A 12,362-nucleotide genomic window follows, 5' to 3' on the forward strand; every position below is an offset into this window, starting at 1 on the left:
TCAGTGCTCCTTGACCAGCTCGGAGTACGGCCCGCCGGCCGCGACCAGGTCCTCGTGCCGGCCCCGTTCCACGATCGAACCGTGGTCGAGCACCACGATCTCGTCGCTGTCGCGCACCGTGCTGAGCCGGTGTGCGATCACGACGCAGGCACAGCCGCGCCGCCGCAGATTGTCGATGACGAGCCGTTCGGTCTGCGCGTCCAGGGCGCTGGTCACCTCGTCGAGGACCAGGATGCTCGGCCGTCGGACGAGCGCCCTGGCGATCTCCAGCCGCTGCCGCTGCCCACCGGAGAAGTTGCGGCCGTCCTGCTCCACCCGGCTGTGGATGCCGTCGGGACGCCGGACGATCACGTCGTCGTAGAGGGCGGCGTCCTTGAGGGCGGTGACGACGGCGTCGTCCGGTATGGACGGATCCCACAGGGCCACGTTGTCGCGGACCGTCCCCTCGAAGAGGAAGACGTCCTGGTCGACGAAGGAGACCGAGGCGGCGAGCGCGCCACGGGAGATGTCCTCCAGGCGCTGCCCGTCGATGCGGATCGTCCCCTCCCACGGCCCGTAGAGGCCGGAGATCAGCCTGGAGACAGTGGACTTGCCACTGCCGGAGCCGCCGACGAGTGCGACCTGCCGGCCGGGCCCCACGGTCAGCGAGAAGCCGGTGAGCAGCGGTGGGTCCAGCGGGCTGTAGCCGAAGGTGATGTTCTCCAGCCGCACATGGCCCGTGAGCCTGCGCGTGCTCGTCTCCGGCGCGCGGCGTGTGTACAGCGCGTCGGCCGGGAAACTCTCGACGTCCTTCAGCCGGGCCACATCGGCCGCGAAGTCCTGGACCCGGCCCGCCACCCCGTTCAACCGGGTGATCGGCGCGGTGAAGCGCGTGACGAGCGCCTGGAAGGCGACGAGCAGACCGATCGAGAGGTGGCCTTCCACCGCCCGCAGGCCGCCGATCCAGAGGATCAGCGCGCTGTTGAGCGTCGCGAGGGCCGGCGCGACCACGGCGAGGGCCGCGGTCGGTACGCCGAGGCGCTGCTGTTCCTCCAGCGTCGTCGCGTGCTGGCCCGCCCAGCGGCGGAAGTACCCGTTCTCGCCGCCGGTGGCCTTCATGGTCTCGATCAGCTGGAGGCCGGTGTACGAGGTGTTCGTCAGCCGGGCGGTGTCCGCGCGCAGCTTCTGGGTACGGGTCGCCCGCAGCCGGATGACGATCCGCATCGCGACCACGTTGAGCAGGGCGATCAGCACGCCGACGACCGTCAGCTGAGGGTCGTACGTCCACAGCAGGAGGGCGTAGAGGATCACCACGACCCCGTCCACCCCGGCGGCGGCGAGGTCCCGTGCCAGAGTCTCGGCCACCGCGTCGTTCGACTGCAGCCGCTGGACCAGATCGGCCGGGCTGCGCTGGGCGAAGAAGGTGACGGGCAGCCGCAGCAGGTGGCGCAGGAACCGGGCGCTGCTCAGTGTGGACGAGATGATGCGTCCGCGCAGCAGGTTCGCCTGCTGCAGACCGGTCAGCACCGCTGTGAGCGCCACCATCGCGGCCATGGCCGCGAACAGGGGGCCGAGCAGCGAGGTCTGCTTGCCGATCAGGAACATGTCGATGTACGTACGGCTCAGCGCGGGTACGACCGCGCCGACGGCGACCAGGAGGAGACTGGCGAGCAGCGCGGCCAGCAGCGTGCCCGTCGTGCCGCGCAACCTCGCCGGCACGGCGCCCAGGACGCCCCGTCTGCGGCCGCCGCCGCGGAAGCCGGCCGACGGCTCGAAGACGAGCGCGACCCCGGTGAAACTGGTGTCGAAGTCCTCCGTCGTCACGAAGCGGCGGCCTTTGCCGGGGTCGTTGATGTGTACGCCCCGGCGGCCCAGCTTGCGTCCCATGCCGTCGTAGACGACGTAGTGGTTGAACTCCCAGAACAGGATGGCCGGCGCCTGGACCTCGGCGAGGGCCGCCGGCTCCATCTGCATGCCCTTGGCCTGCAGACCGTAACTGCGGGCGGCCTTCAGCAGGTTGCTGGCCCGGGAGCCGTCCCGCGATACGCCGCACGCGATGCGCAGCTCTTCGAGCGGGACATGGCGCCCGTAGTGGGCGAGCACCATGGCGAGCGAGGCGGCCCCGCACTCCACGGCCTCCATCTGGAGGATGGAGGGGGTACGCACCGTCTTGCGCTTTGTGGCCTTGGGGGCCTTCCGGGACCTCCCGGCCCGCGGGGAACCGGGGCGATGGCGGCCGTGGCCCGGTGGTGCGAGCCGCTCCCGCGGCGTCGCGGATGCCTGCGGTGCGGTCACGGAAGCAGCCAATCGATCGGACGCTGGTCGGCCAGGTGGATGGTGCCGGTGGTGAGTGTCATGGAGTCGACCGCGTACGGCGGTCCTGCCGAGGACGACCAGGTGTAGCCGGACGCGGTACGCGACGAGGGGTCCAGTCGCACCAGGACCGGGACGGGCTGACCGTCCGTGGAGAACTGCTCGCCCAGCTGGCTGTTGCCCAGGAAGCCGGCGATCTGCTGGGCCGTCCGGCCGGTCCGGCCGACCGACTTCACCCGGCCGCGCAGCACCCCGTACCGCTTGGCGGGAACCGACTGGACCGTGAGCTCCACCGAGGCCCCCACGGGGACCGCTGATCCGCTGTCGGCCGGCAGGTACAACACCGCCATCAGGGGATCGTCCGCGCTGTCGACGCGCTCCACGGCCGCGACGTCCGCACCGGTGGTGACCACGGAACCGATCGTGGCGACCAGGGTCGTCACCCGGCCCGCGGCGATCGTGCGGACGACGGTGGATCCCTCCGCGGTCCTGACCTTCAGAAGAGGGGTGTCTGCGGGAAGGCGCTGGCCTTCCTTGACGAGTACGTCGGTGACCTGGCCGGCGACCGGGCTCTGCAGGACGTAGCTGCCCTGCGCGTGGTTGAGGATTCCGGCGGCGCTGACGGTGGACGACAGGGAGCCGGTCACCGCCCAGACGGCCGCGGCGGCCATGACGACGACCGTGACGGCCAGGACCAGACAGCCCTGGGGCCGGGCGAAGCGCACCGGCAGGTCGATCTCCTCGGGCGACTGCAGCTTGGAAAGGGCCTGTTGACGGAATTGCACGACACTCTTCCCTTCCGGGCCTGGGCGGCCGCGTGCCCCGGAACCTGGAGCGGATCCGGGGCACATGGCGCGGACTGCCGGCCGGGGAGCCGACGCGCCGTCGTCACCTATGCGTGGCAGTGCCGCTCAGCGGCACCTCACCGGCTCAGAGACCGGAGACGAGGCCCGTGCCCGAGACGAGGCCGGTGGCGGTACCGACGAGGCCCGTGGCGGTGCCCACGACACCCGAGACGGGGGCGACGGAGTCGGCGGTGGCAACGACCGTGCCGACCAGACCGTCGACGAGACCGCCGGACACGTTGTCCAGGTCGCTGTCGGAGATTTCCTGGGTCTCAACCTGCGGGGTGAAGGACATGATGTGGGCTTCCCTTCGCGCTGATATTTCGGAATTGCTGCGGTGACCCCATGCGGGCATCCGAAACCGGAAGACCTTCGTGGGACCGCCGCAGTGCGAAGGATCAAAGCACGCGAGCGCATTGCGCAGCCAATCGGGAGGCGCACTCGGCGTGACCTTTCGCGCTTTCGAAATGGCCGGGTGTGCACATGCGTCCATGAAGTGGTGACAGCATCTTCACACATTCGCACGAGTGAATTTCCGCAGGCAGGGCCCCCTCTCGACTGCGAACACGACATTCCGCACCAAAAGTCCGATACCTCGGCCGACTTACGAAGACCTCTGGGAGACGGTGTGCCGTCCGGGTAACCGGTGTGCAGATTCGCGAGAGGCCGCCCCTTTCCGCCGGGCGGCTCCCCCTCGCATCCGGCTATGCGCGGGGAGTGATTTCCGCGTCGCCCTATGGCGTTATGGGAAGGCCGTCGGCAAAAGGGGATGCGAGATTTCGCGCCGATAACTCGAACGCGTTCAATTCGGACCGGAGCGCACGGGCTCGACGGCGGCCGTGTTCTCGACGAGGCGGTCCGGGCCGCCGGTGCCCGGGATCGCCCAGCGCGGGCAGGGCCCTGTCCAGAGGGGGGCGGTCAGGGGATATCTTGATGTCGAGCAATGTTGCAGACCTGGAACGGAGCACCCGGTGACAGACTCGACCATCATCTATACGCACACCGACGAGGCCCCGGCCCTGGCGACGTATTCGTTCTTGCCTGTGGTCGAGGCGTATGCCTCGACGGCCGGGGTGACCGTGGAGAGCCGTGACATCTCTCTGGCGGGGCGGATCATCGCGAGCTTCCCCGAGCGACTCGAGGAGAGCCAGCGTATCGATGACGCGCTCGCCGAGCTCGGTGAGCTGGCCAAGACTCCCGGGGCGAACATCATCAAGCTGCCGAACATCTCGGCTTCGATCCCGCAGCTGAAGGCGGCCATCACCGAGCTGCAGCAGCAGGGCTACGCGCTGCCGGACTACCCCGACGACCCGAAGACCGACGAGGACCGGGACGTCCGCGCGCGGTACGACAAGGTCAAGGGCAGCGCCGTCAACCCGGTGCTGCGCGAGGGCAACTCCGACCGCCGTGCGCCGGCGTCGGTGAAGAACTACGCCAAGGCCCACCCGCACTCGATGGGCGCGTGGGACGCCGCCTCGAAGACGAACGTCGCGCACATGGACGCCGACGACTTCCGTTCCAGCGAGAAGTCCGCGGTCATCGCCGACGCGGGCTCGCTGCGCATCGAGCTGGCGGGGGACGACGGGAGCACCACGGTCCTGCGCGAGTCGGTGCCCGTGCTGGCGGGCGAGATCGTGGACGCGTCGGTGATGCGGGTGGCGGCGCTGCGTGAGTTCCTCAAGGCGCAGGTCGCCCGGGCCAAGGCCGAGGACGTGCTGCTCTCGGTGCACCTGAAGGCCACGATGATGAAGGTCTCCGACCCGATCATCTTCGGTCACGCCGTGCGCGCGTTCTTCCCGAAGACGTTCGCCGAGCACGGTGAGGCGCTCGCCGCGGCCGGCCTGAGCCCCAACGACGGACTCGGCGGCATCCTGGGCGGGCTGGACTCGCTGGCCGACGGCGCGGCGATCAAGGCGTCCTTCGCGGCCGAGCTCGCCGAAGGACCCGCGCTGGCGATGGTCGACTCCGACCGCGGCATCACGAATCTGCACGTACCGAGCGATGTCATCGTCGACGCCTCCATGCCGGCCATGATCCGCACCTCCGGTCACATGTGGGGCCCGGACGGCCAGGAGGCCGACACCCTCGCCGTCATCCCCGACAGCAGCTACGCCGGCATCTACCAGGTCGTCATCAACGACTGCCGCGCGAACGGCGCCTTCGACCCCGCGACCATGGGCTCGGTCCCCAACGTCGGCCTGATGGCGCAGGCGGCCGAGGAGTACGGCAGTCACGACAAGACCTTCGAGATCCCCACCACCGGCACGGTGCGCGTCCTCGACGACGCCGGCGAGGTCGTACTCGAGCACGTGGTGAGCGCCGGTGACGTGTGGCGTATGTGCCAGACGAAGGACGTACCGACCCGCGACTGGGTCAAGCTCGCCGTCTCCCGCGCCCGCGCCACCGGCGACCCGGCGGTGTTCTGGCTCGACGAGGGCCGCGCGCACGACGCGAACCTCATCGCGAAGGTCAAGGCGTACCTGCCCGAGCACGACACCGACGGGCTGCGGATCGAGATCATGGCGCCGGTCGACGCCATCGCGTTCTCCCTCGACCGTATCCGCCGGGGCGAGGACACGATCTCGGTCACCGGCAACGTGCTGCGTGACTACCTGACCGACCTGTTCCCGATCCTTGAGCTCGGCACGAGCGCCAAGATGCTCTCCGTCGTCCCGCTCATCAACGGCGGCGGTCTGTTCGAGACGGGCGCGGGGGGCTCCGCGCCCAAGCACGTCCAGCAGCTCGTCAAGCAGAACTACCTGCGGTGGGACAGCCTGGGCGAGTTCCTCGCGCTCGCGGTCAGCTTCGAGCACCTCGCGCAGACCACGGGCAACGCGCGCGCCCAGGTGCTCGCCGACACGCTCGACCGCGCGACCGGCGTCTTCCTCAACGAGGACCGGTCGCCCAGCCGCCGGGTCGGTGGCATCGACAACCGTGGCAGCCACTTCTACCTGGCCTTCTACTGGGCGCGGGAGCTGGCCAAGCAGACCGATGACGCGCAGCTCGCGGAGGCGTTCGCCGCGCTCGCCAAGACGCTGGCGGAGCAGGAGCAGACGATTCTCGACGAGCTGGTCGCGGTACAGGGCTCGCCGGCCGACATCGGCGGCTACTACCAGCCCGACGTGTCGAAGGCGTCGGCCGTCATGCGTCCGTCGAAGACCTTCAACCAGGCCCTCACGATTCTGGGCTGACGCGACACCCGGGGCGCCCGCGCTCCGTTCGCACCGGGACAGCCCCGGCCGGCACTCCGCCGGCCGGGGCTGTCCCGTCTTCGCGTGCGGTCCCGTCTTCGCGGGGAGCTGCTGCTTCGCGGGGAGTCACGTGAGGATGTTGACCGCGCGGGCGACGACGAGGATGACGATCAGCAGGGAGACGACTGCCTGCAGGAGCATGAGCATCTTCGCCCAGCGGGTCAGGGGCATGACGTCGGTGGGGCTGAAGGCGGTGGCGTTGGTGAAGGACAGATAGAGGTAGTCGGGGAAGGCGGGTTCCCAGTGCGGGGTGGCGAGGTCGGGGGTCTGCATCTGGGGAAAGAGGAAGTCGGGGTAGGCACGGGTCGCGTTGCTGCGGGCGACGGGGCCGCCCCGGTCCCATTCCCAGTACCACAGCGCGAAGGCGATGACATTGGTCAGCCAGATGCTGCCACCGCTCGACAGCAGCGCCCCGGGGTCCTCAGCACCCCCGGTGCCGCGGATCAGGCCGGCGACCAGGTACACCGCCGAAAAGGCGTTCGCCGCGCTGATGAGGGCGATCAGGGCCAGGCCCGCCGCACGGTACAGCCGGGAGGCACGGTCGATCCGGTGCGGATTGGCCGCGACCAGCGCGATCAGCAACGCTGTTTCCAGGGCGGGCAGCAGCCACTCCGGGCGCAGCGAGAGCCTCTCCGGCAGTGCCCACTGCAGAGCGATGGCCGCCAGCACCGCGACGGCCGACGACCAGCGGAGCTCGCCACGGGTGACACGGCGCCAGGCCGGCAGCAGCTGGCGGTCCGCCTCTCCCATCCCTGAGCGGGCATGCGTGAGCAGTGCTTCGATCCGGGCGAGCCGTGCGGGCACGGCGTCGTCGGGCTCGTGAGGGGGCGGGATCCGGGACACGCAGCTCATGATCGCGGCCGATCGCCGGAAGTGCCACCGGCCGGCACGCCCGGGTGAGACCGGCCCGGCCGGGCGGGTCTCAGCCGGGCGTGCCCCGGGTCAGCCGGAGACCGGAAGGAAGCCGGGGACGCGGGTGCCCAGCGTGAGGGTGTCCGCCGTGCGGCGGACGAACTCGGCGACGGCGAGATCGAGGACGCCCAGGCCGAACGGGGAGAAGACGGTGACGCGGTCCTCCGCGCGCCTGTAGGGGGCGGGGTCGGCGAGGACGGAGCCGATCGACGCCTGGATGAAGGCGCGGTCGCCGGTCCGCTGCTCGGTCAGATGGAGCGAGGTCGATTCACGGCAGACATGGTCCGCGTCGTCGACCACGTTGACCCCGGCCAGGATGGAGTCCACCGTGAGGTCGCGCAGCGACAGGTGCAGGACCAGGGTGCCCGGCCGGCAGGCGTCGGTGGTCAGGTGTGGGGCCGAGGCCGTGGTGGCGAGGCTGACCAGGCGCTGCGCGGCGAGGGCCTCCTCGGCCGTGTCCGCCAGAGCCACCGTCAGATCGGGCCAGCGGGCGGTGCAGCGGTCGGCGAAGGCGCGGGCCCGGTCGCGGTCCAGGTCGAACAGGGTGACCGTGGCCAGCTCCGGCAGGGCCGCGCGGAGGTAGCTGAGCACCTCGAAGTTGATCACGCCGCAGCCGACCAGCGAGACCCCGGTGTCGGGTTTCCGCGCGGTGAGCGTGGCGGCGGCCAGTGCGGCACTGGCCGCGGTGCGCCGCGCGGAGATCACCGAGCCCTCCAGGAATGCCTCGGGCGCGCCCGTGGCCATGGAGTTCATGATGATCGCCGCGGAGGCACGCGGCAGGCCGGCCGCGAGGTTGCCGGGGAACGAGGCGATCCATTTGACGCCGGCCACCGGGGTCTCGTCGCCGAGGTAGGCGGGCAGCCCGATGATCCGGTTGCGCTGGTCGTGCGGGAAGCGCAGGAACACGGAGTGCGGCAGGGCCGTATGGCCCCGGTCATGCAGTACGTAGGCCCGGCGGACCGTCTCCAGGACGTTCTTCTCGGCGCCGTCGAGGATCTGGTGGATGTCCTCGGCTCCCAGGATCAGCATGGTGCCACCCTCATCTCCGCCTTCTTCTCCTTCCACAGGTGGGACACATCGCCGAAGTGGCGGGTGACCCAGTCGTCGTTGTAGATCGTGTCGAGGTAGCGCTCGCCCCGGTCGGGCAGGATCAGCGCGACCCTGGCGCCCGCCGGGATGCGCTCCCCCATGAAGCCGAGCGCCGCGATCAGGGCGCCGGTCGAACCGCCGGCCAGGATCGCCTCACGGGCGGCGAGCCTGCGGCAGCCGACCACGCAGTCCAGATCGCTGACATGGACGACCTGGTCGGCGAGGCCCTCGCGGTACAGTCCCGGCCGGACCGCGGCGCCGTGGCCGGGGATCAGCCGCGGGGCCGGCGGATTGCCGAAGATGGCGCTGCCCTCGGCGTCCACCGCGACGACGGTCACCGGCAGCCGGTGAGCCCGTACGTACTCCGCGCAGCCGCGCAGGGTGCCGCAGGAACTGGTGGCGCAGAAGAGGTAGTCGAGTCCGCCGGGCAGGCTCTCGACTATTTCGCTCATGGTGCTCTGGTGGGCCCGCGGGTTGAGCGGGTTGGAGTACTGGTCGGGCCAGTAGGCGTGCTTGATCCGGGTGGTGAGTTCCTGGATCCGGCGGATGCGGACCGGAAGGTACTCCCCGGTCACCGGGTCGGTTTCCTGGACGACTTCCACTTCGGCGCCCAGCGCCCGCATGATCGCGACGTTCTGCTGGTTGGTCCGCGGATCGACCACGCAGATGAACCGGATCCCGTAGTACGCGCACACCTGGGCGAGGCCGATGCCCAGGTTCCCGGAGCTGGATTCGACGACGACCGACCGTCCGGGGACGATCCGGCCGTCGAGGATGTGTTCGCGCAGCATCTCCAGCGCGGACCGGTCCTTCATGCTGCCGCCGGGGTTGTGGGCCTCCAGCTTCGCGTACGTCCTGAAGTGTCTGGACGGGTCGAGCCTGGCCAGTTCGACGAGTGGCGTCGCTCCGATGGTCCCGAGCACCCCGGCGGGTCCGGCGTCAGACAGCCGCATGGCTCGTCCCCGTCCCGGGGAGTCGCGGTCCGAGCATCGTGCGAAACACGGTTGTTCCTCCTTGGTTGTGCACCGGTGCACCGGTGGGGTCAGGAATCCGCCGATGACGTGGTGCTCCGCCGTACCGAGCGGGAGAGTGTCGCGGCGCCGGCCAGCAGGACCATCCACACGGCGAGGGCCCCTGCCGCCTGCTGCGGTCCCACCGCGTCCAGCAGCAGGCCGCCGACGAGCGCGCCGATGGGAAGTGCCCCGGCGGACAGCATGCTGGTGGCCGCGAGTACGCGTCCCTGCAGCCGGTCCGGGGTGATGCTGAGCTGATAACTGCCCACCGCCACATTCCAGATGGGCCCGACGAACCACATCGCCGCGTAGGCGAGCGCGAGCACGACGAGATCGTCGGCGAAGACGATCACGCCCATCAGCACGGCCCACACCCAGTTCGCCCCGATCACGAGGGTGGCCAGCGAAAGCCTGCGGCCGAACCAGGTGGCGGTGAGCGAGCCGAGTACGCCGCCGGCTCCGGCGGCGCCGATCATGATGCCGATCCCGGCGGACGAGGCGCCCGCGTCGGTGGCCATCACGATGACGATCAGGAACAGCGCGCGGAAGAGCAGATTGCTGCCCGCGACGAGCAGGGTGGCGGCGCGCACGAACGGCTGGTCCTTGAGCCAGACCAGTCCCTCCCAGACCTGGGCGGCCATGCCGCCGATGCGCTCGCGGGGCCGTGCGGCCTGAAAGTCCTTGCGGATGAACAGCAGGCTGACCAGCGCCACCAGGTAGGACACGGCGTCGAGCAGGAACGGGATCGACCGGCCGATACCGAAGAGGATGCCGCCGAGCGGGGTGCCGAGCATCGTCGCCGCCCGTCCGCGGGCTTCGTTGCGCGACAGTGCCAGGCGCAGCTGGCCGGCCTCGACGACGTTCGGTACCGCCGCGTGCGCGGCCAGTCCGTAGAACACGGACAGGGTGCCTTCGGCGAACCCGACGATCAGGATGTGTACCAGGCGCAGTTCGCCGAGCACGAGCGCCGCCACGATGCTCGCGGCCCCGAGGCAGCGCAGCGCGTCGCACCAGATCATCAGCCGCCTGCGGTTCCAGCGGTCGACCAGCGCACCGGCCGGCAGCTGGAACAGCAGGGTGGGCAGCAGGGTGAAGAAACCGGCGACCCCGGCGGCGGACGCCGAGCCGGTCAGGGCCAGCACCAGCAGGGGGTAGGCGACGGTGGAAGCCGTCGAGCCGACGATGGAGACGGCCGAGCCGCTCCACAGCAGCATGAAGTCGCGGTTGCGGTGCAGCGGTGTCACCGGAGGTCCGCCGGGCGGGGACTTCGCGACGGTGGTCATCGCGCATTCCTTCCCCGGGTCCGTGCCCGGTGGGTGAGGTGGGGCGTCGTCATTGCCACGGCGGCCGGTACCCGCCCCTGGGTGTACCGGTCCGGCAGACCCCGTTCAGGGGTCCTCGGCGTCTTCATCAGTCACGCACCTCGGCCAGCGGGTCCGGTTCGGCGGGGGCTATCCGTGGGATGCCTGCTCCATCTGCCGGCGCAGGCTGCGGGGCCGCATGTCGGTCCAGACGGTGCCGATGTGGTCCAGGCAGTCCGTACGGCTGCCCCGGGTGCCCTCGGCGTGCCAGCCGAGCGGCAGGGCCCGGTCGACGGGCCAGACGGAGTACTGCTCCTCGTCGTTCACAACGACCTGGTGGACGCGTTCGTCGGTGTGTTCCTCGGCCATGGCGGCCCTCCTCGGCTTCGCTGCCGCATCACGAACGTCACGTGATGGGTGGTGGCGAGAGCGAGCCTGCCCGGTGGCTCAACCCGGTTGCAGAGAAGAAAGCGCAGAGAGGCGGGCACGGGTGCTGCCGACAGCGCTGCTGGTTGTTCTCTCGTTCGGGCGGGGCCCGCCGCAGAAGCTGAGGCGCATGACTGCGAACTCATCCGCCCCGCCCGCCCCGTCCGACCGAGCGGGCGCCGAGCGGCAGTCCACCCCGGAGCCGGCCGTGGAGTCCAGCACGCCATCCACACTGCCGTATGTCATGTCGGCGGACACGCCCGGCTCTCCGGTGGCCGATTTCCTGCCGGACGCCCGCTCGGTCATCCGCCGCCGCCTGCGCGAGCACGGCGCGGTCCTGCTGCGCGGATTCGACGTCGGTGGTGTGGGCGGATTCGAGGACGTGGTGCGCGCGGTCTCCGGCGCACCTCTCGCCTACGCGGAGCGTTCGTCGCCCCGCAGCACCATCCAGGGACAGGTCTACACCTCGACGGACTACCCGCCGAGCGAGGAGATCTTCCTGCACAACGAGAACTCCTACCAGGCCACCTGGCCGCTGACGCTCTTCTTCTACTGCGTGCGGCCCCCGGAGACCCTGGGGTCCACCCCGCTCGCCGACACGCGGCGGGTCCTGCGCGCGATCGATCCGGCGGTACGGGAGGAGTTCGCGGCCCGTGGCTGGATGGTGGTGCGCAACTTCATCGACGGCTTCGGGGTGCCCTGGCAGCAGGCGTTCAACACCGACGACCGTGACGAGGTGGCGCGGTACTGCGCGCGCAACGGCGTCGAGGCCGAGTGGACCGGTGCGAACGGGCTGCGCACCCGCGCCCGTCGCGAGGCCGTGCACCGGCATCCCGTCACCGGCGAACAGGTCTGGTTCAACCACCTCTCGTTCTTCCATGTGACCACGCTGGCCGAGGAGGTCTGCACGGGTCTCCGGGAGATGTTCGGCGAGGACGAACTGCCGACCAACACCTTCTACGGCGACGGTGAGCGCATCCCCGACGACGTGGTGGCACATCTGCGCAGCTGCTACCGCGCGGAGCAGCGGCGTTTCGACTGGCAGCTCGACGATGTGCTGCTGGTGGACAACATGCTGGCCTCGCACGGTCGTGAGCCGTTCACCGGACCGCGGAAGATCGCCGTGGCCATGGCCGAGCCGTCGGACGCCACGGTGGCCGGTCCGGCGTGAGCGCCGCGAACCCCCTACCGCGGAGTGTCCTGCTCCGCGCCGCCGGGTGTCCTCATTCCGGC

The 12,362-nt window shown here is 70.3% G+C and carries 10 protein-coding genes; 2 read left to right on the forward strand and 8 right to left on the reverse strand.

From position 1 onward, the window contains the following. From ACZ6MZ_RS13570 to ACZ6MZ_RS13580, 3 genes are all read right to left on the reverse strand, one after another. Positions 1–2,274 carry an NHLP family bacteriocin export ABC transporter peptidase/permease/ATPase subunit gene (locus tag ACZ6MZ_RS13570; RefSeq protein ID WP_389790285.1) on the reverse strand — a complete coding sequence of 758 codons (2,274 nt, stop codon included), beginning with the start codon at positions 2,272–2,274 and terminating at the stop codon, positions 1–3. Then, positions 2,271–3,077 carry an HlyD family efflux transporter periplasmic adaptor subunit gene (locus ACZ6MZ_RS13575; RefSeq protein WP_389790283.1) on the reverse strand — a complete coding sequence of 269 codons (807 nt, stop codon included), beginning with the start codon at positions 3,075–3,077 and terminating at the stop codon, positions 2,271–2,273. Before ACZ6MZ_RS13575 ends, ACZ6MZ_RS13570 begins: the two co-directional genes overlap by 4 nt. A gap of 145 nt (positions 3,078–3,222) precedes the next feature. Next, a complete protein-coding gene (locus ACZ6MZ_RS13580) occupies positions 3,223–3,432 on the reverse strand; it encodes a type A2 lantipeptide (protein WP_384190946.1) in 210 nt (69 codons plus the stop codon). Between the two features lie 676 nt (positions 3,433–4,108). Here ACZ6MZ_RS13580 and ACZ6MZ_RS13585 point away from each other — a divergent pair. Then, the gene (locus ACZ6MZ_RS13585) at positions 4,109–6,328 is read left to right on the forward strand and encodes an NADP-dependent isocitrate dehydrogenase (RefSeq protein WP_469351762.1); all 2,220 of its coding nucleotides are present in this window, start codon (positions 4,109–4,111) and stop codon (positions 6,326–6,328) included. Positions 6,329–6,454: 126 nt separating this feature from the next. Here the strand turns inward: ACZ6MZ_RS13585 and ACZ6MZ_RS13590 are convergent, their stop codons facing one another. The 5 genes from ACZ6MZ_RS13590 to ACZ6MZ_RS13610 form a co-directional block, all read right to left on the reverse strand. Continuing rightward, a complete protein-coding gene (locus ACZ6MZ_RS13590; protein WP_389792892.1) occupies positions 6,455–7,231 on the reverse strand; it encodes a hypothetical protein in 777 nt (258 codons plus the stop codon). Between the two features lie 99 nt (positions 7,232–7,330). Beyond that, a complete protein-coding gene (sbnB, locus tag ACZ6MZ_RS13595) occupies positions 7,331–8,329 on the reverse strand; it encodes a 2,3-diaminopropionate biosynthesis protein SbnB (RefSeq protein ID WP_386879468.1) in 999 nt (332 codons plus the stop codon). Next, on the reverse strand, positions 8,323–9,342 hold the full coding sequence (sbnA, locus tag ACZ6MZ_RS13600; protein ID WP_389792894.1) for a 2,3-diaminopropionate biosynthesis protein SbnA: 1,020 nt from the start codon (positions 9,340–9,342) through the stop codon (positions 8,323–8,325). The genes sbnB and sbnA overlap by 7 nt, the downstream gene beginning before the upstream one ends. An 89-nt stretch (positions 9,343–9,431) precedes the next feature. Then, a complete protein-coding gene (locus ACZ6MZ_RS13605) occupies positions 9,432–10,685 on the reverse strand; it encodes an MFS transporter (protein ID WP_469351764.1) in 1,254 nt (417 codons plus the stop codon). A 168-nt stretch (positions 10,686–10,853) separates the two neighbouring features. Further along, the gene (locus ACZ6MZ_RS13610) at positions 10,854–11,072 is read right to left on the reverse strand and encodes an MbtH family protein (protein ID WP_384193381.1); all 219 of its coding nucleotides are present in this window, start codon (positions 11,070–11,072) and stop codon (positions 10,854–10,856) included. A 301-nt stretch (positions 11,073–11,373) separates the two neighbouring features. Here ACZ6MZ_RS13610 and ACZ6MZ_RS13615 point away from each other — a divergent pair, with 301 nt between their 5' ends. Beyond that, on the forward strand, positions 11,374–12,300 hold the full coding sequence (locus ACZ6MZ_RS13615) for a TauD/TfdA family dioxygenase (RefSeq protein ID WP_389792902.1): 927 nt from the start codon (positions 11,374–11,376) through the stop codon (positions 12,298–12,300). Positions 12,301–12,362 lie beyond the last annotated feature (62 nt).

The organism is Streptomyces sp. NPDC042201, assembly GCF_055582185.1.

Excerpts from the sequence above, each read along its gene's own strand:
- ACZ6MZ_RS13605 (WP_469351764.1), bottom strand. The coding sequence starts at position 10,685 with ATGACCACCGTCGCGAAGTCCCCGCCCGGCGGACCTCCGGTGACACCG.
- ACZ6MZ_RS13580 (WP_384190946.1), bottom strand. The coding sequence starts at position 3,432 with ATGTCCTTCACCCCGCAGGTTGAGACCCAGGAAATCTCCGACAGCGAC.
- ACZ6MZ_RS13615 (WP_389792902.1), top strand. The coding sequence starts at position 11,374 with ATGTCGGCGGACACGCCCGGCTCTCCGGTGGCCGATTTCCTGCCGGAC.
- sbnB (WP_386879468.1), bottom strand. The coding sequence starts at position 8,329 with ATGCTGATCCTGGGAGCCGAGGACATCCACCAGATCCTCGACGGCGCC.
- ACZ6MZ_RS13610 (WP_384193381.1), bottom strand. The coding sequence starts at position 11,072 with ATGGCCGAGGAACACACCGACGAACGCGTCCACCAGGTCGTTGTGAAC.
- sbnA (WP_389792894.1), bottom strand. The coding sequence starts at position 9,342 with ATGCGGCTGTCTGACGCCGGACCCGCCGGGGTGCTCGGGACCATCGGA.